19 protein-coding genes, 1 rRNA gene and 1 pseudogene are annotated in these 21,237 nt (G+C 58.0%); 10 read left to right on the top strand and 11 right to left on the bottom strand.

Features of this window, described 5'->3' with window-relative positions; genetic code table 11:
* The 3 genes and pseudogenes from ABI546_RS18080 to ABI546_RS18070 form a co-directional block, all read right to left on the bottom strand.
* A pseudogene (locus ABI546_RS18080) lies at nucleotides 1-125 on the bottom strand (magnesium/cobalt efflux protein); the annotation flags it as partial.
* Between the two features lie 294 nt (nucleotides 126-419).
* Complete coding sequence (locus ABI546_RS18075) at nucleotides 420-1,157, bottom strand: GNAT family N-acetyltransferase (protein WP_348048779.1); 738 nt, start codon at nucleotides 1,155-1,157, stop codon at nucleotides 420-422.
* 248 nt (nucleotides 1,158-1,405) lie between these two features.
* Nucleotides 1,406-1,879 (bottom strand): Lrp/AsnC family transcriptional regulator, encoded by a 474-nt coding sequence (locus ABI546_RS18070; protein ID WP_348048777.1) that lies wholly within the window; start codon nucleotides 1,877-1,879, stop codon nucleotides 1,406-1,408.
* A 112-nt stretch (nucleotides 1,880-1,991) separates the two neighbouring features.
* Here ABI546_RS18070 and hppD point away from each other — a divergent pair, with 112 nt between their 5' ends.
* From hppD to phhA, 3 genes are all read left to right on the top strand, one after another.
* Nucleotides 1,992-3,128, top strand: a complete 1,137-nt coding sequence (gene hppD, locus ABI546_RS18065) for a 4-hydroxyphenylpyruvate dioxygenase (RefSeq protein WP_348048775.1) — start codon at nucleotides 1,992-1,994, stop codon at nucleotides 3,126-3,128.
* Between the two features lie 290 nt (nucleotides 3,129-3,418).
* Entirely contained in the window at nucleotides 3,419-4,162 is a 744-nt protein-coding gene (locus tag ABI546_RS18060; protein ID WP_348048781.1) for a transporter substrate-binding domain-containing protein, read from the top strand.
* A complete protein-coding gene (gene phhA, locus ABI546_RS18055) occupies nucleotides 4,150-5,049 on the top strand; it encodes a phenylalanine 4-monooxygenase (protein WP_348048773.1) in 900 nt (299 codons plus the stop codon). The genes ABI546_RS18060 and phhA overlap by 13 nt, the downstream gene beginning before the upstream one ends.
* Before the next feature lie 176 nt (nucleotides 5,050-5,225).
* Here the strand turns inward: phhA and ABI546_RS18050 are convergent, their stop codons facing one another.
* Both ABI546_RS18050 and ABI546_RS18045 read right to left on the bottom strand, forming a co-directional pair.
* Nucleotides 5,226-6,008 carry a hypothetical protein gene (locus ABI546_RS18050; protein ID WP_348048771.1) on the bottom strand — a complete coding sequence of 261 codons (783 nt, stop codon included), beginning with the start codon at nucleotides 6,006-6,008 and terminating at the stop codon, nucleotides 5,226-5,228.
* Nucleotides 6,009-6,054: 46 nt separating this feature from the next.
* The gene (locus ABI546_RS18045) at nucleotides 6,055-6,429 is read right to left on the bottom strand and encodes a hypothetical protein (protein ID WP_348048769.1); all 375 of its coding nucleotides are present in this window, start codon (nucleotides 6,427-6,429) and stop codon (nucleotides 6,055-6,057) included.
* 113 nt (nucleotides 6,430-6,542) lie between these two features.
* Here ABI546_RS18045 and ABI546_RS18040 point away from each other — a divergent pair, with 113 nt between their 5' ends.
* The 4 genes from ABI546_RS18040 to ABI546_RS18025 all read left to right on the top strand — a co-directional run bounded on the left by ABI546_RS18040 (nucleotide 6,543) and on the right by ABI546_RS18025 (nucleotide 12,605).
* The gene (locus ABI546_RS18040; RefSeq protein WP_348048767.1) at nucleotides 6,543-7,478 is read left to right on the top strand and encodes a DMT family transporter; all 936 of its coding nucleotides are present in this window, start codon (nucleotides 6,543-6,545) and stop codon (nucleotides 7,476-7,478) included.
* Nucleotides 7,479-7,781: 303 nt separating this feature from the next.
* Nucleotides 7,782-9,563: a tetratricopeptide repeat protein gene (locus ABI546_RS18035; protein WP_348048765.1), complete on the top strand. Its 1,782-nt coding sequence runs from the start codon at nucleotides 7,782-7,784 to the stop codon at nucleotides 9,561-9,563.
* Between the two features lie 53 nt (nucleotides 9,564-9,616).
* Nucleotides 9,617-10,702, top strand: coding sequence for a phosphatase PAP2 family protein (locus ABI546_RS18030; protein WP_348048763.1), 1,086 nt, complete (start codon nucleotides 9,617-9,619; stop codon nucleotides 10,700-10,702).
* A 10-nt stretch (nucleotides 10,703-10,712) separates the two neighbouring features.
* A complete protein-coding gene (locus tag ABI546_RS18025; RefSeq protein ID WP_348048761.1) occupies nucleotides 10,713-12,605 on the top strand; it encodes a hypothetical protein in 1,893 nt (630 codons plus the stop codon).
* Nucleotides 12,606-12,619: 14 nt separating this feature from the next.
* Here the strand turns inward: ABI546_RS18025 and ABI546_RS18020 are convergent, their stop codons facing one another.
* The 5 genes from ABI546_RS18020 to ABI546_RS18000 form a co-directional block, all read right to left on the bottom strand.
* Nucleotides 12,620-13,282, bottom strand: coding sequence for a Crp/Fnr family transcriptional regulator (locus ABI546_RS18020; protein WP_348048759.1), 663 nt, complete (start codon nucleotides 13,280-13,282; stop codon nucleotides 12,620-12,622).
* Between the two features lie 44 nt (nucleotides 13,283-13,326).
* Nucleotides 13,327-13,995, bottom strand: coding sequence for a LuxR C-terminal-related transcriptional regulator (locus tag ABI546_RS18015; protein WP_348048757.1), 669 nt, complete (start codon nucleotides 13,993-13,995; stop codon nucleotides 13,327-13,329).
* Nucleotides 13,996-14,152: 157 nt separating this feature from the next.
* Entirely contained in the window at nucleotides 14,153-15,061 is a 909-nt protein-coding gene (locus ABI546_RS18010; RefSeq protein ID WP_348048755.1) for an alpha/beta fold hydrolase, read from the bottom strand.
* A gap of 31 nt (nucleotides 15,062-15,092) precedes the next feature.
* Nucleotides 15,093-16,718 (bottom strand): GMC family oxidoreductase, encoded by a 1,626-nt coding sequence (locus tag ABI546_RS18005; protein ID WP_348048753.1) that lies wholly within the window; start codon nucleotides 16,716-16,718, stop codon nucleotides 15,093-15,095.
* Between the two features lie 14 nt (nucleotides 16,719-16,732).
* Nucleotides 16,733-17,239: a hypothetical protein gene (locus ABI546_RS18000; RefSeq protein ID WP_348048751.1), complete on the bottom strand. Its 507-nt coding sequence runs from the start codon at nucleotides 17,237-17,239 to the stop codon at nucleotides 16,733-16,735.
* On the opposite strand from ABI546_RS18000, the gene ABI546_RS17995 reads away from it, so the two are divergent.
* The 3 genes from ABI546_RS17995 to ABI546_RS17985 all read left to right on the top strand — a co-directional run bounded on the left by ABI546_RS17995 (nucleotide 17,238) and on the right by ABI546_RS17985 (nucleotide 20,751).
* Nucleotides 17,238-18,047: a hypothetical protein gene (locus ABI546_RS17995; RefSeq protein ID WP_348048749.1), complete on the top strand. Its 810-nt coding sequence runs from the start codon at nucleotides 17,238-17,240 to the stop codon at nucleotides 18,045-18,047. The genes ABI546_RS18000 and ABI546_RS17995 overlap by 2 nt on opposite strands.
* A gap of 74 nt (nucleotides 18,048-18,121) precedes the next feature.
* On the top strand, nucleotides 18,122-19,807 hold the full coding sequence (locus ABI546_RS17990; protein ID WP_348048747.1) for an AMP-binding protein: 1,686 nt from the start codon (nucleotides 18,122-18,124) through the stop codon (nucleotides 19,805-19,807).
* A gap of 23 nt (nucleotides 19,808-19,830) precedes the next feature.
* On the top strand, nucleotides 19,831-20,751 hold the full coding sequence (locus tag ABI546_RS17985) for an MBL fold metallo-hydrolase (protein WP_348048745.1): 921 nt from the start codon (nucleotides 19,831-19,833) through the stop codon (nucleotides 20,749-20,751).
* A 175-nt stretch (nucleotides 20,752-20,926) separates the two neighbouring features.
* Here the strand turns inward: ABI546_RS17985 and rrf are convergent.
* Nucleotides 20,927-21,039, bottom strand: a 5S ribosomal RNA gene (rrf, locus tag ABI546_RS17980).
* Nucleotides 21,040-21,237 lie beyond the last annotated feature (198 nt).

Here is a 21,237-nt window from a genome sequence, read left to right as displayed (position 1 = left end):
TCCACCAGGGTTTCGATCAACTCGTCTTTCGAGTCAGGACCGGGGTGGAGCATTTCAGCGAGCTTTTGAAGGAAGCCACGCTTGTCTTCCGGCCTGGAAGACCGACTGGGGGGAACGTCGGACACGTGATGGCGGTCGGTAGTTGTGAAGGGGCTAAGGATAGCTGAAATCTTTGGCCGTGCGGTGTCGGAAAGGCGTCTTTCGCGCACTGCAAGGGTAGCTATTTTGTATGTGCTGTCTGGATTTGTGTCCGCCCGAACCACGCCGTAGTGACGTGAAAGTCAAGGCACCTACAGGCTGCCGGACCTTTGAATACGGGCGCAACCAGCTATTAAATCAATAGCAATGAGACGTGGATGAAAGCCCATACGCCATGCGGCAACGCGCGCCAGGCCATGACGTGCGGCTGCGACAGTCCGCTACATCGGCATCCGGTCGCGGCCGTCGCGCACGCCCTGCCGCACTTCCTGAACGATGGTCAGCAGGTCCCAGAACTGCTTGGCCTGAACCTTCAGGCGATAGTCGGTCTGGGCAATCCGCTCTTCGAGCATCTCGGTCATGCGGGAGTCCAGGTCGGCGGGCGGCAGCTTGAGGTAGGCCTCGCTCTCGGAGCCGTCGCGCTCGATGGTGGCGCCGGCTTTGCGTGCGATGTTGAGCATGGCGGTGTTCTCACTGAGCGCATGGATGAACATCATGTCGACGCCGTCGTTGCGGGCGTGCATGACCGCGCGGTCGAACAGGCGCGCGCCGTAGCCGCGGCCGCGCGCCTGTGCGAGCACGGACACGCCGAACTCGGCGCAGCTGGTCAGATTGGGGTCGGTCGAATGCGCCAGATGCGCCATGGCGATCAACGCCAGCTTGCGGTTGTAGATGCCGAAAATCTCGTCTCGGTCGAAGTTGAGCCCGTCGACGTAGCGGCGGATCTGCTCGTCGTTGGCGGCATAGCCAAAGCGCAAATAGCGGTCGTGCTCGCTCAGTGCCAGCAAATGCCTGGCGATGCGTTCCCCGTGGCTGGGGCCCATGGATCGGATAGGGACCATGACGGGCTGGGGGTGAGGCGCTGCAGGCGCCGCGGAGATGCGAGCCTCCACGGGAGGCTGAAAGAATTTCCGGCCTGCGTTATAGGATGCCCTCAAAAGGGTGCTGGGTGTAAGCATCACTCAAATATAAGGGTTTTCCCTAGAAAACCCAGTCCAAAGGCCGCTATAACGGCGTCAATAGAGGGTCTTGCCAAAAACGGGGGCTATTTGCCCTCTAGCCCAATCAGGACGTGCGCCACCAGCTCCTAAAACCATAGCAATTCGGCGCAAAACTCGGCCCCGAATAGCCGTATGTTGCACCGCAACAACGCCAGTGAAGTGCAGCGGGGCCGCAGAACCCGTCTGGCACCACTGGCTGCCGGGGGCTACAAAGGAACGGCGGTGGTCGTTTTGACCCTGTCAAGCACGAAGCTGGTCTTGCAATCCTGGACGCTGGGGTGCTTGAGCAGGGTGTCCATGATGAAGCGGCTGTAGTGGGCCATGTCCTGCACCAGCACCCGCAGCAGGTAGTCCATTTCGCCGGTCAGCGCAGCGCATTCGGCCACCTCGGGCCAGGTCTGCACGCTGGCGCGAAACAGGTCCATCGGGTTGCGCTTGTGGCTTTCGGTGTGCTTTTCAAGCCGCACGTTGATGTAGGCGGTCAGGCCCAGGCCTACCGCTTCAGGCTTGACCAGCGCCACATAGCGGTCAATGACGCCGCTTTCCTCAAGCCGCTTGACGCGCCGGAGCACCGCGCTGGGCGAGAGCCCCACCTGCTCGGCCAAGCCATCGAAGGTGGCGCGGCCATCAGCCTGCAGGCTGCGCAGAATCTGCCGATCAAGCTTGTCGAGTGTTTCCATCGCTCATATTTTGCAGGTTTATTGCGCCAACGACAAACCAGGCGCCCTGATTCGCAGTAAAACTGACAGGGCCTGCCGCTACAGTGATAGCCATATCTTTCAGGAGACAGACATGAACGCACGCGATGACAAGGCCCTCAATTTTGAACAGGGCGCGGCCTGGGACAACCCCATGGGCACGGACGGTTTTGAATTCATCGAATACGCGGCGCCGGACCCGAAAGCCATGGGCGCACTGTTTGAGCGCATGGGCTTTACGCCGATTGCCAGGCACCGCCACAAGAACGTCACGCTGTACCGCCAGGGGGGCATCAACTTCATCCTGAACGCCGAACCGGATTCGTTTGCCCAACGCTTTGCGCGCCAGCACGGCCCCAGCGTTTGTGCCATCGCGTTTCGCGTGCAGGACGCCAAAGCGGCCTACGAACGCGCCATTTCGCTGGGCGCCTGGGGTTATGCCCACACGTCGGCTCCGGGTGAACTGAACATCCCCGCCATCAAGGGCATCGGTGACTCGATCATTTACTTCATCGACAAATGGCGCGGCAAAAACGGTGCGCAAGCCGGCGACATCGGCAACATTGGCTTTTACGACGTGGATTTTGAGGCGCTTCCGGGCGTCAAAGGCGATGCGCTCAACCCTGCAGGCCATGGCCTGACGTACATCGACCACCTGACGCACAACGTGCACCGTGGCCGCATGGACGAATGGGCCGGCTTTTATGAACGCCTCTTCAACTTCCGCGAGATCCGCTACTTCGACATTGAAGGCCAGGTGACCGGCGTGAAGAGCAAGGCCATGACCAGCCCCTGCGGCAAGATCCGCATCCCGATCAACGAAGAAGGTAATGAAAAAGCCGGCCAGATCCAGGAATACCTGGATAAATACCAGGGCGAAGGCATCCAGCACATTGCCATGGGCAGCAACGACCTGTTTTCCACGGTGGATGCGTTGCGCGCCAGTGGCGTCAAGCTGCTGGACACCATCGACACCTATTACGAGCTGGTCGACAAGCGAATCCCGGGCCACGGCGAAAGCGTGGCGGACCTGAAGAAACGCCAGATCCTCGTCGACGGCAAAAAAGGCGCGCTGCTGCTGCAAATCTTCAGTGAAAACCAGCTGGGCCCGATCTTCTTCGAGTTCATCCAGCGCAAGGGCGACGACGGCTTTGGAGAGGGGAATTTCAAGGCTCTCTTTGAAAGCATTGAGCTCGACCAGATGCGCCGGGGCGTGTTAGGGAAGCGCTGAACAAGTCCCCTGCGGCGTGCGATCAGCCGGGCTCGGGCGGTCTGCTGCGTTGAATGTCTTGCCAATAGCCAGCTATTGCCTGCGACATCCGCCTTGCATCCCCTCCCGATCCGGCTGCCGCCCATCCGCAAGGACTTATTCAGCGCTTCCTTAGCGGGCGTAAAGACAGGCGCACAATAAAGTCTCGTCTTTCATTTTTACCTCTTTCGGAGATCGCCATGTCGCCCTGCCTGCCACTGTCTCGTCGCCTCGTCGCCCTCGGTCTGGCCACCGCTTTTCTGGCGGCGTCCATGGGCGCATCCGCCCAGACCGTGGTTAGCGTGACACCGGCTTCCAGCCTGGACGCGGTGCAAAAGGCGGGCGTCCTGCGGGTCTGCACGCCGGGCGATTACAAGCCCTTCAGCTTCCAGAAGGCCGACGGCGCATTTGAAGGCATTGACGTGGATCTCGTGGCCTCGCTCACGTCCAGCCTCGGGGTGAAGCCCGAATGGATCAAGACCAGCTGGTCCAACCTGATGCCCGACATGGTGGCGGGCAAGTGCGACATCGCCGTCGGCGGTATTTCGGTGACGACCGAGCGGCAAAAGAAAGCATTTTTCAGCGCTCCTTACATGGTCAACGGCAAAACACCCATCGCACGCTGCGCCGACGTGGCCAAGTACCAGACCGTGGCCGACATCGACAAACCCGCCACGCGGGTGATCTTCAACCCCGGCGGCAGCAACGAGCGTTTTGCCCGGGCCAACTTCAAGCAGGCGCAGATGCGGCTGAACCCTGAAAATCTGACCATCTTTGACGAAATATTGGCCAACCGCGCCGACGTTTTTGTCACCGAGTCGGCTGAAGCCATCACGCAGCAAAGGCTCAAACCGGGCCTGTGCGCCATCAACCCCGACAAACCGCTGCAGTACGGTGAAATGGCGTACCTGCTGTCGCGCGGCGACGTGGCCTTCAAGGCCTATGTCGACCAATGGCTGCATCTGGCCAAGGCCAGTGGCGACTACCAGCGCGTGGAGAGCCAATGGCTGAAGTAGCCAACGACAAGAGCAGCGCCGGAACACCGCCGCCGGCGGTGTACGGCCAGTCCGACCGCCCACCGCGGGGTGACTACGCACGGGGCGGCCAGGTCAATGCCGACTACACCTGCCCACAGAACTATGCGGGCTATACCGCAGCCGACCACGACACCTATCGCCGCCTCTACACGCGGCAGTCGGCGTTGCTGCCGGGCCGGGCCTGCAGCGCCTTCATTGAAGCTTTGCCCAGTTTGGGTGCCAGCGATGCCATTCCCCGTTTTGAGGCCGTCAATGAGCGCCTCTTCAAGGCCACGGGCTGGCAGCTGGTGGGCGTGCCGGGGCTGATCCCCGAAGTGCCATTTTTCACCTTGCTGGCCAACCGCAAGTTTCCCGTGACCGACTGGATCCGCACGCCGGCCGAGTTCGATTACATCGTGGAACCTGACATTTTTCATGACCTGTTTGGCCATGTGCCGCTGCTGTTTGACTCCAGCTACGCCGACCACATCCAGGCTTACGGCATGGGTGCACTGAAGGCGCATGCGCTGGAGCATGGCACCACACCGATTCCCGACGCGGTCGAAATGCTGTCGCGCCTGTACTGGTACACCATCGAGTTCGGCTTGATGCGCGACAAAAAAAGCGGTGACCAAGTCCGGGCGTATGGCGCCGGCATTTTGAGCAGCCCCGGCGAGCTCACCTGGAGCGTGGAGTCTGCAGAGCCTCAGCGCACTGCGCTGCGGGACAACGCTGACCTGCTGCGCTGCATGTCATCGACCTACAAGATCGACACCTTTCAACAGCAGTATTTTGTGATTGACAGCTTTGACGCGCTGCTGCGACTGACGGAGCCGGACTTCACGCCGTTTTATACGGTACTCCAGGGCCCGAGCGCTTCCGGCTGACGCGCTTTGTTGCGCGACAGTATTCAGCCCGATACAAAAATCGGCGTAAGCACCTGCACTGAAGAGCCTGACGACCTCAAAAAAGATCGTTATGCCAAGTACTTCAGCAACTTACGCGGGACCAACAAAGCAATAAGCGCAACGACAGGGAAGCCCACTGCGCAAATGCTGCACTATTACTCTTCGTGCTTGGTGCGCTTGCGAGTCGCCGCGGTGTACCGGCCCGACTCTGGCGCTTCGTTAGGAATTTCCACTCGAATGGTCTTCCGATAGCCCATCCAATCTCCAGCCGTCATCGCAGGCTCACCGTTTTCCATCAATCCCAGACCTTCGCGCTCAGAGAAGTTGTGGGCACGGTCGCCATAGGTGCTACGCATCAAAGGCTGGACCTGAAATAGCGGCGAGGTTTTAGGGATATTGATCGGCACATCGGTCGCAAGGAGCTGAATGTTCATGAACAACGGAAAGGGTTGGAACCGATCCGATTCCAGCAAGCCCTCAAAACTGGAGAATTGGTGGCTACCGCGCACATTGGCCAACGGTCGAATCAACACACTCCAGTCTGGCCGCGTCGAACACAACAGACCAGACCATATCTGAACAAAACCGCGCACTGGCAACATCGAGAGATAGGGGGGCGCGAGCCCTTTGATATCTTCTGGCGCGTGCTCATCCCAGTATTCAGCGAAACCTGGCAAATAGGCTTGGGACAACGGTCGCCACTCACCATCATCAAGGTGAAAAACATCCGCTCCATTCCATTTCAGCACGATGTCTTCGGGTGGAAAAACGTACCATCCGAATGAAGAGGCAGTGCGCATAGGCTCGCAATGCCGAAATGCCATCGTAGGCATCGTGCCCAGCGCCGCCTTGTCCGCCCGCATAGGGGGAATGGCAGCCGGATACACCTTGTGAAACGTGACGGTAGGCCCGTCCTCTGAATTGGTATCCGGCTGCATCTGATGAATTTTCCTAATTATCCAAATTGGCTTTTATGCTTAAGGCTTAGGCGTGTTGCTTTGCAATGTGAGCCAGAAGTGCTGGCGCCGTGCCACCGCTACCCATCAAAACAGTCTTCTTTTGTAAATGAGCCTTCACGACAGGCGACGCACCGCCGCTACCCATCACAACAGTCTTCTTTTGTAAATGAGCCTTCACGACAGGCGACGCACCGCCACTGCCCATCACAACGGTCTTCTTTTGCAAATGAGCCTTCACGACAGGCGACGCACCGCCGCTGCCCATCACAACAGTCTTCTTTTGTAAATGAGCCTTCACGACAGGCGACGCACCGCCACTGCCCATCACAACGGCCTTCCTTTCAACATGCGCTTTAACGGCTGGGGAAATGATGCCTCCATCAAACTGCACTTTTTTCATCCTACACTCCTGATAAAGATTTGAGTCACCCGGACGAGTGGCCCGGCTCAATTTAACATGCGCTCTTTGGCAATACAAATTTTTGCTGTATTCGAGACTCTTCAAATTACTCTATGCAAGAAGCCACCAATCAACACACGCCCTATCCGTACTTGGCTCACTGGGCAACTCTTGCCTTTATCTTGCTAGTTTCCAGTTCGCCCGCAGTGACTCGACTTGCCGTCACTCAGACACTGACGCGGTATGACTTGATGGTTTTGCGCTGCGGAATCGGCGGGCTGATTTTTCTGCCCTATCTTTTGTGGCAGCTGCGCAGGATCCCCAGGAAGTTGTTGGCCATGGGCTTCGTGATGGCATTTTTTCAGGGCTGGGGAACTCACCTGACAACCATTATTGGCTTGCAGTTCGCACCAGCGAGCCATGCGTCAGCACTCGGTCCGGGCTTCATCTCTGTCTGGGTGGCGTTGTGGGGCTGGCTGTTTTATCGGCTCCGTCCGTCACGTGTACAGATGACCGGGTTGGCATTGATTGCTTTGGGCGCCGTAGTTTTACTGCTTAATTCCAGTGGTAAGACATTCAATATGACAACGCTCACTGGCGACTTGTTTTTCCTTTGTGCCTCCGCGTTTGGCGCCATCTATCTGGTTTATATCCAGAAGCACCAGATTGAACCTTTACAGGGCGCGGCCCTGATCGCCGTCTATTCGGGGTTGGTAGTCGTGCCATGGTTTTTCCTGGCATCGCCACTTAGCAAAATTCCGGATGCCCCGCTGCCGGAACTGGCACTGCAGATCATCTACCAAGGGGTGGGGATAGGCGCACTGTTTTTTCTGCTGCTAAGTTATGCAGTAGTGAGATTGGGCAGTCAGCGCTTCAGCATGATTGTGGCTTGCGTCCCCATTCTGTCCCTGGGTTTTGGTCGTTGGATCGCTGGCGACAAGATCGCCCTGTTGGAATGCGTTGCTGCTGCACTGATCACGAGTGGGATCTTGTATGGGGCTATTTTTCGTGCGAACGAAAAAATCGCACTCAACCCCACGGCGGGTTGATAGCGCGCACCATTTCAGTTAGTACAAGGAGAGGGGCGCTTACAAAAATGCGTACTCTATCCGACACAAGGCGAAGAACACCCTCGCCAGAGCACTGCAGTACCCATGGCCAATTGACGCGCACCCTAGACATTCGAAGCGTTTGTGTGAACTATCGATTGACGCCTCCTTGATAAATCCACGTTATTCAACACTGATACAACACTAGGAGGGGGCTCCACCCCCGCCATATCACAAGAGGTGTTTCATCAGAACACTTCCTCCTACAAAATGAGGAGGTAAAAGTTTGTTACACCGCTTACGATGCACTCCCTGATTGAATTACCGGCCCCCATGCACCGAAATACCAAGGTATTGATGGTGATGGACGTGGTGGAGTCCGTCAGGATCATGGAGCACGATCAAGATGATTTCGTACGACGGTGGCAACAACTGGTGCAGCATGCTGAGCAGCAAGTGCTGTCGCTGCATGGTGGCCGCATCGTCAAAAGCCTGGGGGATGGCTTGATGTTGGAGTTCGGCACGGCGCAAGGTGGCGTGAAGGCATCCTTTGCCTTGCAGCATTTCAGCCGGCAGGCCAACATCGGTTTGTCTTCCGAGCGGCAAATGCATTTGCGCATCGGTGGTCACTTGGCTGAATTTGTCACCGACAAATACGACATTTATGGCACCGATGTCAACCTTACCGCCCGCATTGCCACGCTGGCGGGCCCCGACGAAATCGTCGTCACGGCGGGTTTGCGCGACCACCTCACGGCAGGACTCGAAGCAGACATTGAAGATCTTGGCGACTGCTATCTCAAGCATGTCAAAGAACCAATACGCGCCTATCGTGTCGGGCTGCCAGGCTACGCGCCCGTAATTCAAACTCCGAGCGCGATTCCTCAGGACCTTCGACCCACCATTGCCGTCATTCCATTTGAAGCACGCAGCAGCGAGCCCGACTACTTCGTTATTGGGGAAGTGGTGGCCGACGGCATCATTGCTCAACTGTCGCGCAGTGCTGATCTCAAAGTCATTTCTCGTCTGTCGACCACGGCCTTTCGGGGACGCAACGATGCCAAGCGCGAGATAGGCGATCACCTCTCAGCAAGATTTGTACTCTCAGGCAGTTACATCGCCACTGGCGGAAAAATCCTGCTTATGGCGGAGCTCGCGGACACGCGCAACAACCAGATCATTTGGGCGGAGCGCGCTTCGGGTGACACAATGGATTTACTTGAGGCCCAGAGCGAACTACTAAATCGCATCGCTTCTGCCGCCAGCAAGGCTCTGGTTGACTCGGAAGCTCAGCAGTCGTTGGTTCAGCCTCTTCCCCGGCTAGACAGCTGCTCATTATTGCTTGGCGGCATCTCCAATATGCACCGGTCATCTGCGCAGGACTTCGACCGCAGTCGACAGGTGCTTGAGGCCTTGTTGGAACGTCACAACCGCGCGGCAACGCCCCATGCATGGCTCGCCAAGTGGCACATCATGCGCGTGGTACGCGGCATGAGTGACAAACCAGCACAAGATTCCCGTCGCGCAATTGAACACACCGAGCGCGCATTGGATTTAGAACCTCAAAGCACACTTGCCTTAGCGATTCAAGGACATGCTTTGTGCCAACTCTCCGGCGATAGCGAAGGTGCGCTGAGAAAAATTGATGAAGCAATCCGCCTAAATCCCAACGAATCACTGGCATGGCTTTACAAGAGTGTCTGGTCCTCGATGTGGGGCTCATCCGAGTCTTGCGTAGATGAAGCCCTGATTGCATCGGGGCTCTCGCCTGTGGACCCGCTGAGATACTACTTTGACACCATCTTGGCTACCGGTTATTCAACCAACGGCGATTACGAAAAAGCCATTGCAATAGCAAAACGCTCTCTTAAAGCTAACAGGCATCATCAGCCAACCATTCGTGCACTCATTTACTCCCAAGCACAAGCCGGCCAAACAGAGGAAGCCCGCGCTACTTTGACGCAGTTGCTTGAAGAAAACCCTGGCTTCACTGTCTCCGGCTATCTCAGCATGGGCAGTGGGGAAAGCCAAACCCGGCAGCAGGTAGCTGCCGTTCTGCGCCGTCTAGGTGCGCCTGAAAAGTGAACATTAAAAGGAATATCCAAATGTCTAGTCTAAGTGGTGGCATGAGTGGGGGCATGAGCGGCGGCATGAGCGGCGGCATGAGTGGTGGCATGAGTGGTGGCATGAGTGGCGGCATGAGTGGCGGCATGAGTGGCGGCATGAGTGGAGGAGTCACTTCGCCACTGGAAGCTGGGGCTTTGACAAAAAACCGCGCCGCTGTGGTCGGCCCCTTCCAAGGAGCAACACTCCCAGCAACCTTACCAACACCGCTAGACAAGCCCGAGCGACTAGCCTACTGGGCGGTAGGCCCGCGCCTGTTAGTGTGCGAACTGGAATTGCTCTCAGGCCTGCATTTCAACGTTAATCAGGCGAGGGAGTCCGTCAGTTTGAGCTTCACCGATTTGGATAGGAAACCACTCAAGAGTCAGCCGCTTGCTCGTTTGGTTCGACCAACAGCTCAAATTTTCAAACAACAGCTGACACTGGTGTCAAACTACGCCGATCTGCGAGATGACCGTGGCGCTGAAATACTGGCGCAAATGACTGGGGGTATGTCTTTTGTCGCAAGTGTGATCGGCCTAACCGCTCATCGTCATAAATACACCCTCGAATTGCTAGATCTGATGATCTCTCTCAGCTTGCACGTCAAGATGCGCTTCAAGCATTCGTTCGCCTGCACACGACCAGTCGACCTGTCTCCACAAATCCAACCAATGATTCCAACACCCGGACACGCCAGCTGGCCCAGCGGGCACGCAACGGAGGCCTTTATGGCGGCTACCGTCTTGCAGGCCCTTCTGCCGCAAGGTTCGAAATTCAAAGAGCAACTGGAGCGCCTCGCTGCCCGCATCGCTGTAAACCGCACCGTAGCCGGCCTGCACTATCCGGTGGATAGTGCAGCAGGGCGTCTGCTAGGCACCGCACTGGCCGAATTTTTTGTAGCACGCTGCAAAGGTGCAAAACTCCATGAGCGCGGATTCGACGGCCGCAAGTTTCACGGTACCAAAGATCACGTCATCGATTTCGACCCGCGGGTTTCGATGTCAGATAACCAGAGCGGCTATTACCAATTGCTGCCCACCATCGGCGCGGTAGCAGCATCGCCGCTTCTTGCATTCATGTGGGACAAGGCGGCCAAAGAATGCCAGCCTCTTAAATAAGACTGGCCAAATGACTTGGACTCCCCTACCTAAAGGCCGCTTCTCCGGCATTAAATGGTCTACGCCGGGTGCGACTACCGGATTCGATCCATATCTTATCTGGGCAGAGGCCGACAACTTTACCGGCTACGGTCTGAAGAAGACTCCAAAATGGCTTCCGGTAGTGATCGAACTCACCAACGGCACCAGCATTGCCAATCTGCTCGCGGCATCCTCGTCAGCATGGCTGCGTGTGCCGCTGGTTTACACGTCTGCAGCTGCACCCACAGGCCTCCGCTTTTGCACTGCACACATCAAACCAGCGTTCTTCAAACATATTCGTCCAGGTGGCAATCTACACGCACTGGTGCAACGGTTCGAACTGGGTTTGCCGGCCGGCCACCATACTGAAGACCCAGCACCGGGTGCGACGAATAGCACCCCAACACCACCGCTGCTTACCGGGAAGGTCATAGGCCTGATCGACGGGGGCTTGGCTTTTGCCAATGCCAACTTCTTGCTTAACGGTAAGGCGCGCACTCGGTATTTCTGGCGCCAGGACCGCAAGGGCGTGGGCCATACGCCCGCGGACCTAGGCTACGGACATGAGCTAACTGCCGCCGAAATCAACCAAGCAATGCAACACCATACCTACAACGGCCTGGTGGATGAGAGCGCGGTGTACGTGGAATTTGGCCTGGACGATCTGCAGAAGAGCGTCAGCCACGGCACTCATGTGATGGATTTGGCCTGTGGGCCGCGTACCGTGCTAGCACAGGTGGCGGGCGCACCGCCGCATCCCGACGCTCCACCCAGCTGGGCATTGGCCGATGACGATGCCAGCCGTAGCAGTTGCATCGCTGTGCAGCTTGATTGGGACAACATCGTCGACACCTCGGGTGGATCGATGAATGTGAGCGTATTGGACGGATTGATGTACATCCTCTCGCGCTGTTCGCCCGCTGCCAAGCTAGCAGTCAACCTGAGCTGGGGCACGCTGGCCGGGCCGCACGACGGCAGCTCGGTGCTGGAAGCCGCGATGGACCAGCTGATTGCGCTGAAAGCCGGCAAGCTGCAGATCGTGGTGCCGGCAGGCAATAGCTATCAAAGCCGTACTCACGCCAATGCAACGCTATCAAAAGGAGAGCACGTTACATTGAATTGGCAAGGACAACCCGACGATTCGACCCAAAACTTTTTGGAGTTGTGGCTACCGCAGGGCGCCCACGGCATCACGGTCCAGATCACGCCGCCGGGCCGCGCCGCCCTGCCCCCCCTTGCCTGGGGTGAATCCAGAGTGTGGACCGATGGCGGCGCCCATCCCCTTTGCGCTTTGATCTATCCTCAATCAGTGGCAACGGGTGCTCACGGCACCTGCGCGCTGGTGGCGGTGGCGCCGAGCTTCAGCTTCGAGACGTCCACGGCGACGGCACCCAGTGGCGTCTGGGAAGTGAAAATCACGAACACCCATGCCGGTAGCGTAACGCTGGACGCTTACATTGAGCGTGACGACGTTGCCATCGGGCAGCACACGGGCGCACGCCAGTCGTACTTTGAAGACGCAACCTACGACACCAGCGGCAATCCGGGGTCTTTCGTGGACCATCCAGATAACCCGACACCGATTCGTAGAAGCGGAAATTTCAATAGCACGTCTACTGGTCAGAACACCATATCAGTCGGCGGCACGCGTATCGCGGGACCGCATTGGGCTCGCTACTCTCCGAGGAAGCCGGACCCGGATGCCCCACGGCCCAAGCGGCCCGGTGTGGTGAAGGTGCCCGATACCGAGGCGTTCAGCGACGAGAACCCGGCTTTGCTGGGGCTTAAAGCGGCAGGCACCCGCAGCGGCGGTGTTGCGCGGCTGGTGGGCACAAGCGATGCCGCCCCCCAGGTCACACGAAAGATTTTTAACGCGCTATGAAAATGGCGGGCTGCCTACCAGCGGGTGGGCAGCTTTTTAAGCAGCGTGATCCGCTTGGTGCCCATTTCGATGTAGCCGCCTTTTTCCAGGTCCTTGAGCAGGCGGCTGACCATTTCACGGGAGGCGCCAACGCGGCTTGCAATTTCCTGGTGGGTGATCGATTCAAGCGTGACGGCCGTGGTGGCGGGATCGCGCACGGCGGTGTCGTCGTGACCTTCCAGGACTGAAATCAGCCGGCCATACACGTCGAGCAAAGCCATGTTGCGTGCCGCCTCGGTGGCGGCGCGGGCCCGGCGAATTACCTGTACCACCAGATTGATCGCAAAGCCGGGCTCGTCGCCCAAGTGTTCGCTCACATCGGCACGACTTAGCACGGCGCAGGTGCATGGCTCAAGGGTGATCACCGACGCCGAACGCGGCCCGCCATCCAGCGACATTTCGCCAAAATAATCGCCTGAATGAATCCTGCCGTAAGTGATTTCGCGGCCGCTTTCGTCCATCGCGAACACTTTGACGCTGCCCTTGAGCAGAACGAACAGGTTGTCGCCAATTTCCCCTTCGTTGATCACCACCGCTTTTTTGGGATACGTTCGCACAACGCCTCGGAGCGCGAGCGTGCGTAGCTCGGGAATCAAATGGGCATACAGCCCGTCATCGGAAGATGTTGGTGAACTCATGATCACCCGTAATCTAGCACGTCGCCGGGACGCAGGGGGAACTCTCAGTGGATTTGACCGAGCGGCAGGGGCGCGATGGGCGGCAAAATCGCCACGCGGTTGACCAGCTCACGGACGCCACTAGAGGCTGTTTTGGCACACAGGCTGCGCACGTGGCTGCGTACGGTAGAAACCGCGACCTTCATCTGAATGGCGATTTCCGGCGTGCTCAGGCAGCGGCACAGGAAAACCAGCACCTGCTCTTCGGTATGCGTGAGGCTGTGGCTGCGCGCAAATGAGCCAAAAACACCGGACTCGCTCACACCCAAGCGCGACAAAAAGAGGGCAATACGCTCACAGGGAACGCCCGCCTGGCGATGCAACGGAACCAGCGCCAGGGTGAAGTCCGCGCCTTCGGCGGCCAGTCTGATCAGGCTGCGCTTGCCGGTAACCGCTTTGCCCATCGCAATCTGAAAGGCCTTGGCGTCCGCGTGCGCGACCACCTTCAGCTCACCCCGATCAGCACCGAGTACAACAGCACGCTCCAGTTCACGCCGCGCGGTCTGGTTCGCGTGCAGTATGCGGCCCTGGGCGCTGACGACACAGACACCATGCGCCAACTCATCGACCAGCAGCGCCAGCAACGCGGGTGTGGTGTCGGGCTCAGGCTCGCGCACGTGCATGGGTCGGCCGGCTTCGGCCGAACTGGTATTGGGCATTGCATACAGTGTCACGGGGCGCTCCATCCTACAAATAGATGAGCATAGAAAGCCCCGTCCCATGTAGATAGTGAATATGCCGGCTTATTCTTGTGATGAATTCACAAAAAAGGCTCAAGTGACCGAGTAGCTTGCGGTCGAAGCAGCACAGCGCCCGGCCAACCCCGTCCCTTCAGGCGGAATCGGTGTCCAGCATAGCCAATGTCGCGTTCATGACGAGCGGCAAAAATGCCATTTGCACATGGGCTGCGCCACGAACCAGGCGATTGTCGGCGCCAGGCAAGGTGGCTGTGGAAGTCGGAAATACGATGTTGTCGCAGTTGGAATACCAGCAGGTAAACAGCGTATGCCTGTTTGCGGGCATCTCGTGGTCCAGCTGTGCCTGCCAGTCGGAAAGCAGGCGCATCTGCCGCCCGTTGTGGCCATGCCCAAAGCGGGCCAGCCAGGTTCCGCGATGCGGCGTACCAATGGTGACCACATGGTGCACCCAAGCCTCGGCCTTCATGCGCTTAAGCCATGCCCGTGCAGCCAATCCGCCCATGCTGTGGCATACCAGCAAAGGCGCAAGACCCGTCGCCTCGGTCACTTGTCGAACCGCGTCATCAATTTGGGGAGCGTAGTCGTCGATGGACCCAAACAGGGGTTCGAGATTGACCGCGGCAAACGCACGCCCACTGGCTTGCACCCGCTTGAGCCAAGGCGTCCACAGGCCGCGATTGCAGAAAAAGCCATGCACAAAGACCACTCCGCGGCGCCCCCTGACTGCTTCGGCTGAAACGACATGGTCGGGAACCTCATTGGAGCGAAAAGGCTGGCGCCAGCAGAACACACGGGGAGCCGTCGTAGTCTCGCCCCACCACGCGCAAAGAAGCTCTTTCCAGCTTGGCTGGGGCGCGGGATCGGCCTTGTTGACGTAACGAAGGAGCAGAAATTCGAAGGCCAGAAAACCCGTGTATCCCAGCGCAATCAGGAGAAAACCGGTCACGGCCAGCATGGGTGAACTGCTGCGAAACCACAGCAGCCAGCCCACAGCTGCGGCGATCAGGCTCAGGGTGATAAATCTTTGCAATTGGGCCAGCATGAATCGGTTGCGGAATCAAACCCGCAGTATCTCAGGCTAGTGTGACATCTTTGCCCGATAGTTTTCGGGCAAGGCCTTGCGCCAGCCGGTTCACTGCGCCGTAAATGGACAGCTGCGGGTTGGCACCAATGCTGGTGGGGAAAAGCGAGCCGTCGTGAATCGAAAGATTTTCCAGTTGCCAGTGCACGCCGTCGGGCCCGGTAACGCCCTGGCGCTCCGTGCTGGCCATACCGCAGCCACCCATGACATGGGCACTCATCACGCGGGTGAGCAGGGGCTTCATCGGCAAGGCATTGACGGCATCGCGTGCCTCAGCCCAAGAGGTGTAGGGGCGGGCCATTTCATGCAAAGGAAGAACCTGCTTCGCGCCGGCCGCAAACTGAATTTCCATCATGGACAGCAGCGCCCTGCGCCCACCGGCCATGACGTAGTCCGTCAGCGGGTAGTCCAGCACGGCGGAGTTGTCGCCGCGCAGCTTGACCTGCCCTCCGGGTGACTCACCATGAAAACCATCGCGTAGCAGCGCCAGCAGCGTGTGGTTGTGAGGGAAAGACCGAAGCAAGTCGTGCTGCCCTTGGCCGAAGCCGGGCACGGTCGACGCAAAGATGATCGGGTGCAGAGGCGGCGCTTCCAGTTTGTAGCCGATCGGCCCGTCGATCGCCTGCGTTTCCAGGAAGTGGTCGGAGTAAATGGATTGTGGTGCGCCGTTCCAGGCCTCAACCTTTTGGTCGAACACGCTGGAAGACATCACAACTGGATGCAGAAAAGTCCGCGCACCCAGTACGCCGTGGGGGTCGGGGGCGCCTGAGCGCAAGAGGACGGCGGGTGAATTGATGGCGCCGCCGGCCAGCACGTAATGTTTTGCTCTTATTTTGATAGCTGCTTGCGCCCACCCCGATTGGGCTAGAGCCCCATTTGGCTCTACACCACGGCACACCAACGCCGTCACCCTGCCATTGGCCAGCTCGAAACTTTCTGCACGGGTTTCGGTAAGCAGCTGGGCCCCGCGGTCCAGCGCGGCAGGGATCGTGGTGACCAGCATGGACTGCTTGGCGTTGGTCGGGCAGCCCAGCCCGCATGAACCCAGATTCCAGCAACCCTTGACGTTGCGGGAGATCGCCGAAGCTGGAATACCCAGTTTGGCGGCCCCCCGGCGCAGCAGGTCGTTGTTCTCGTTGGGCGGCACCAGCCAGGGCGTGATGTTCAAGCGCTGCTCCGCCTGCGCAAAATAAGGCGCCAGCGCTTCTGCGGTGTATGTACTCAGACCGAACCGGTCTTGCCAGTACTGAAGCGTGGAGGCGGGCGTCCGAAAAGAACTGGTCCAGTTCACCGTGGTGGAGCCGCCTACGCAGCGCCCCTGCAGGATGTTGATGGCCTTGTCTTCTGTTTTGCGCGCCGCGCTTTCCTGGTAAAGCGAAGGATAGGCTTCTGATTCTTTCTGGTTGAAGTCGGAGCTGCTTTTAAGCGGACCTTCCTCCACGATCACCACTTGCAAGCCAGCTTTGGCCAGCAGTTCCGCCGTGACGCCAGCACCCGCGCCGCTGCCGATGATGACCACGTCACAGGTGATTTTTTCGGCCACCGGCCCCAACGCGCCGCCCATCACTTTCCAGCCACGCGCGAGACCCTCGCGGATCGGATCTTTCAATTGACTCATGCGGCTTCAGATCTTCAGAGGTTGGAAGGGCCGGGATAGCCCAGCATCGCCCAGCTGGACGGCGCGGCAAAATAGGCGCCTGCCGTGATGTCGTGCAAGGCGGCATAGGCCTGCTGGCGCAGAGCGAGCGAAGAAAGACGCATCTCCTGGAGCGCCTGCTGAATTTCGGCCACGGAGGCCTCCGGCCACGGCCGCGTCAGGCGAGCGAGCGCAAGCCGGCCCGGGACGCTGGCCAGCAATGCCAGCAGCTGGGACAACTCGCCTTGCGCATGCGGCGGCAATGACTGCACCAGAATGTCAACGCGGTTGAGCAAGCCCTGCAACGCAATCTCTCGCGGACCCGCTTCTGCCGGCAACGTGGTGTCCAGAACGCCACGCCCCACGGCCGCAAAAACATCTCGCCCCGCGGAGCTCAAAGCGCCGCCGGCCAGCCCGGGCCGCAGCAGGGCGGCGCCGCCACCCGCGAGAACCAGCACCGCAGCCGACGCGGCACCGAGCTTGAGAAGCGTTCTTCGTTGCATGCTCGAAGTTTCGCATGCACATTTAGCTTTCTATAGGGGGCCGTACCTAGATAAACTCCGGGTTTATATGGACGATTTCGCACAGCAAATCCATGACGCACTGCAAACCGTTGCGCAGCTTCGGCAGCAACACGCGGGCGACCCCGCGCTCGCCAGAGCCAGCGCAGAGGTCAAGCGATTTCAGGCACGCCGTTTTCAGGCAACATACTCCGATTTGCTGCACAGCCCCCGCTATAAAACAGCGACCGCATTTTTCCTGCAGGAGCTCTACGGCGACAAGGACTACGCCGAGCGCGACCACCAGTTCGCGCGCATCGCCAGTACCATCGCGAAGCTTTTTCCACAGCCGGTTGTCAGTACAGCCGCAGCGCTGGCGGAAGTACATGCCCTAACGGAAAAGCTCGATGATTTGATGGCCCGTCACTGGCTGGCAGACTGCGCCGCCATGCCGGAAAGCAGCGTCTGCGCAAGGTACATCCGGTGTTGGCGGCAGGTCGGGGATGTCGCGGCTCGCACCCGCCAGCTTGAAGTCGTCCTGCATTTGGGGGAAGAGCTCAATCGCCTGACACGTACGTTCGGCCTGCGCACGTTGCTCAAGATGATGAGAGGCCCAGCTGCCGCGGCAGGCCTGAATTCGCTGCAGAATTTTCTGGAGTCGGGCTTTGATGCCTTCGCCAATATGCGCGGCGCAGACGAATTCCTGCGGTTGATCAAGGAGCGCGAGACCGCCTGGATCCAGGCCTTGTTCACCGAAGATGCTGTCACCTGCGAGACCCGATTGGGCCATTTACTGGCGGCCGGGTCGTGATGTCCCGACCACATTAGGACAAGCCCCATACGGATTCCACCGCCCGCCTCTCACAATGGCCACAAGGAGTTTGTATGAACAAGCATTGGCTCAAGAGTTATCCGCAAGGCGTCTCGCACGAAATCGACCCGGAGCAGTTTCACTCGCTCAATCATCTGCTGGAAGACTCGCTCAAGAAGAACGCCGCCAAGCCATTCTCGGTCTGCATGGATCGCTGGATGAGCTACGGACAACTCGACGAACTGTCGTCCGCCCTCGGTGCCTGGCTTCAGGGTCTGGGCCTGGAGAGTGGGGCTCGGGTGGCGATCATGCTGCCGAATGTTCCGCAGTTCGCCGTCACTATGGCGGCTATTTTGCGCGCTGGTTATACATGCGTGAATGTCAATCCGCTTTATACAGCCCGTGAACTGGAACACCAGCTACGGGATTCTGGTGCCACGACTATCGTCATTCTGGAGAATTTTGCGGCTACCCTTGCGGAGGTGATTGAGCGCACCCCTGTCAAGAATGTCGTGATGACCTCTATGGGTGATTTGCTGGGTTTCTGGTATGGCCGGTGGATCACCTTCGCCGTACGCCACCTAGCCAAACTGGTGCCGGCCTATCAACTGCCGCTTGGCGATGGGCGCACCGTGACGCCCTTCAACCGCGCAATTGCAGAAGGCAGCCGGCGGCCTCTCCGGCCCGCGCAGAGCACGCTCGATTCCATCGCATTTCTTCAATACACTGGTGGAACGACCGGCCTGTCGAAAGGTGCCGTGCTGACGCACCGCAACATCGTAGCCGCTGTTTTGCAGGCCGAAGAGTGGTTCACACCGGCGTTGGCGCGTATAGGCGACGTGAGCAAAACCAACAACATCGCGGCCTTGCCGCTCTACCATATCTTTGCATTGACGCTCTGCCTGTTGACCATTCGCTGGGGCGCGCATTTGACGCTCATTCCCAATCCACGGGATTTCAGCCGGTTTATCGAAGTCCTCAAGAAGCGTCCGTTTCACATGCTGCCGGCGGTTAACACGCTCTTCAATGCACTGCTGCAACACCCTCAGTTCAAGACGGTGGACTTTTCCGGTCTTTGCGTTTCGCAAGCTGGCGGCATGGCGGCCTCCGAAGGCACGGCAAGGCACTGGCTGCAAGTAACAGGCTGCCCCATGATTGAGGGCTGGGGCATGAGCGAGACCTGCGCGATCGGCACCAACAACCCGGTCACCAACAAGGAGTTCACCGGCACCATTGGCCTGCCTTTGCCTGGCATCGACATCGCCATCAAAGATGACGACGGCAAAACACTTGCGCTCGGCGAGTCCGGGGAAATTTGCATCAAGGGCCCGCAAGTCATGACCGGCTACTACCAGCAACCCGAAGAGAATAAAAAGGCGTTTACCGGCGACGGATTTATGCGAACCGGGGACATCGGCGTCATGGATGACCGTGGATATACCAAAATCATCGACCGCAAAAAGGACATGATCATCGTTTCCGGCTTCAATGTATTCCCGAACGAGCTCGAAAACGTGATTTCCTTGTGTCCTGGCGTGGTGGAATGTGCGGCCATTGGCATTGCAGACGACAAGCAAGGCGAGGCAATCAAGGTTTTTGTCGTGAAAAATGATCCGACGCTGACTGAAGACGACGTCAGCGCCTACTGCAAGCAATACCTTACTGGCTATAAGCGGCCGAAATACATTGAATTTCGCGATGATCTACCCAAAACCAATGTTGGGAAAATTCTCAGACGGCAATTGCGTGCCGGCGCTTGAGCTTGGGGCGTGCGATTCCGCTCATGAATAAACCCGATTTGCCCGCCGGACTGCTGGTTTTTGAGCGAGGTTGGCTGTCTGCAAACAATATTCTCTTCGCCGAAGGTGAAGAAACACTGCTGATTGACAGCGGATACTGCATTCATGCGAGCCAGACGCTTGCCTTGGTTGAAAGCACTTTAGGTGCGCGTCAACTCGATATTCTCATCAATACCCATTTGCACAGCGACCACTGCGGCGGGAATGCGGCGTTGCAGGCGCAATATCCGGCGCTGCGGACGCTGATTCCGCCTGGACACGCGAAGCAAGTTGCATGTTGGGATGCTGCAGCACTCACTTACTTGCCAACGGGGCAACTGTGCCCGCCATTTAAGTTTACGGAAACTATCCTCCCAGGAAAATTCATGCGATTTGGGTCAACCTGGTGGGAGGTTCATGCGGCACCTGGGCATGATCCACATTCGCTGATTTTTTTTGAACCTGGCACACGCACGCTTATTTCAGCTGACGCGCTATGGGAGAACGGCTTCGGGGTGGTGTTTCCTGAGCTCGAAGGGGAAGACGCTTTTTCCGAGGTGGCCGCGACGCTCGATTTAATTGAATCCCTCAGCCCACTGACATTGATTCCGGGTCACGGCCGCGTCTTTACGTATACACCCCAAGTGTTGGGCCGCGCGCGCAAGCGCCTGGAAGCATTCGTTAGTAATCCGGTGAAACATGCCCGTCATGCCGTCAAGGTATTACTCAAGTTCAAACTGCTGGAGGTACAGCGACAACCTCTGGACGATTTTGTGCGATGGGCGTCGGAGACACCCTACTTTTTGCAGATTAGGGATAAGTTTTTTGCCTCCGAACCACTGCATGACTGGATCAGACAGCTTTGCCAGGAACTCGTTGCAGCAGATGTGGCAAAAGGAGAAGGCGGCTACATGCTAAACGCATGAACCATTAGGCGTTGTGAGGCGCTTCGCGCGCAATCACTTGCAAGCATCAACATTACCGTCCTAAAAGCAAAAAGCCCGCATGATTTCATGCGGGCTTTTTTATCGAACGAAATCCGATCCACAAAAGAAAACGCCCAGTCGATCAAAAATCAACTGGGCGTTCCTTGCTGTAAGAGCCTGACGATGTCCTACTTTCACACGGGAATCCGCACTATCATCGGCGCTAAGTCGTTTCACTGTCCTGTTCGGGATGGGAAGGAGTGGTACCAACTCGCTATGGTCATCAGGCATAACTGGTTGACGAACTGTTCAAAGAACAATCCATCGAATTCATAGAGTAAATCAGCTTATTTAGTTTCACACAGCTGCTTAGGCTGCGTATTTTGAATGCGTCAACTTGGCATAACAACCCTGACACATCTTTAAGAAGGTCAAAGTTATAGGGTCAAGCCGCACGAGCAATTAGTATCAGTTAGCTTAACGCAT

It is taken from the genome of Polaromonas sp. (genome assembly GCF_039932935.1).
Classification (GTDB): domain Bacteria; phylum Pseudomonadota; class Gammaproteobacteria; order Burkholderiales; family Burkholderiaceae_C; genus Polaromonas.
The sequence above is the reverse complement of the archived record's forward strand: the minus strand, read 5'-3'. Positions and strand labels throughout refer to the sequence as shown.

Excerpts from the sequence above, each read along its gene's own strand:
- ABI546_RS18020 (WP_348048759.1), bottom strand. The coding sequence starts at position 13,282 with ATGAGTTCACCAACATCTTCCGATGACGGGCTGTATGCCCATTTGATT.
- ABI546_RS18075 (WP_348048779.1), bottom strand. The coding sequence starts at position 1,157 with ATGCTTACACCCAGCACCCTTTTGAGGGCATCCTATAACGCAGGCCGG.
- ABI546_RS18030 (WP_348048763.1), top strand. The coding sequence starts at position 9,617 with ATGAGCGGCGGCATGAGCGGCGGCATGAGTGGTGGCATGAGTGGTGGC.
- ABI546_RS18060 (WP_348048781.1), top strand. The coding sequence starts at position 3,419 with ATGGGCGCATCCGCCCAGACCGTGGTTAGCGTGACACCGGCTTCCAGC.
- ABI546_RS18025 (WP_348048761.1), top strand. The coding sequence starts at position 10,713 with ATGACTTGGACTCCCCTACCTAAAGGCCGCTTCTCCGGCATTAAATGG.
- ABI546_RS18050 (WP_348048771.1), bottom strand. The coding sequence starts at position 6,008 with ATGCAGCCGGATACCAATTCAGAGGACGGGCCTACCGTCACGTTTCAC.
- phhA (WP_348048773.1), top strand. The coding sequence starts at position 4,150 with ATGGCTGAAGTAGCCAACGACAAGAGCAGCGCCGGAACACCGCCGCCG.
- ABI546_RS18005 (WP_348048753.1), bottom strand. The coding sequence starts at position 16,718 with ATGAGTCAATTGAAAGATCCGATCCGCGAGGGTCTCGCGCGTGGCTGG.
- ABI546_RS17990 (WP_348048747.1), top strand. The coding sequence starts at position 18,122 with ATGAACAAGCATTGGCTCAAGAGTTATCCGCAAGGCGTCTCGCACGAA.
- ABI546_RS18045 (WP_348048769.1), bottom strand. The coding sequence starts at position 6,429 with ATGAAAAAAGTGCAGTTTGATGGAGGCATCATTTCCCCAGCCGTTAAA.
- ABI546_RS18040 (WP_348048767.1), top strand. The coding sequence starts at position 6,543 with ATGCAAGAAGCCACCAATCAACACACGCCCTATCCGTACTTGGCTCAC.
- ABI546_RS18035 (WP_348048765.1), top strand. The coding sequence starts at position 7,782 with ATGCACTCCCTGATTGAATTACCGGCCCCCATGCACCGAAATACCAAG.
- ABI546_RS17995 (WP_348048749.1), top strand. The coding sequence starts at position 17,238 with ATGCTCGAAGTTTCGCATGCACATTTAGCTTTCTATAGGGGGCCGTAC.
- ABI546_RS18070 (WP_348048777.1), bottom strand. The coding sequence starts at position 1,879 with ATGGAAACACTCGACAAGCTTGATCGGCAGATTCTGCGCAGCCTGCAG.
- ABI546_RS18000 (WP_348048751.1), bottom strand. The coding sequence starts at position 17,239 with ATGCAACGAAGAACGCTTCTCAAGCTCGGTGCCGCGTCGGCTGCGGTG.
- ABI546_RS18010 (WP_348048755.1), bottom strand. The coding sequence starts at position 15,061 with ATGCTGGCCCAATTGCAAAGATTTATCACCCTGAGCCTGATCGCCGCA.
- ABI546_RS17985 (WP_348048745.1), top strand. The coding sequence starts at position 19,831 with ATGAATAAACCCGATTTGCCCGCCGGACTGCTGGTTTTTGAGCGAGGT.
- hppD (WP_348048775.1), top strand. The coding sequence starts at position 1,992 with ATGAACGCACGCGATGACAAGGCCCTCAATTTTGAACAGGGCGCGGCC.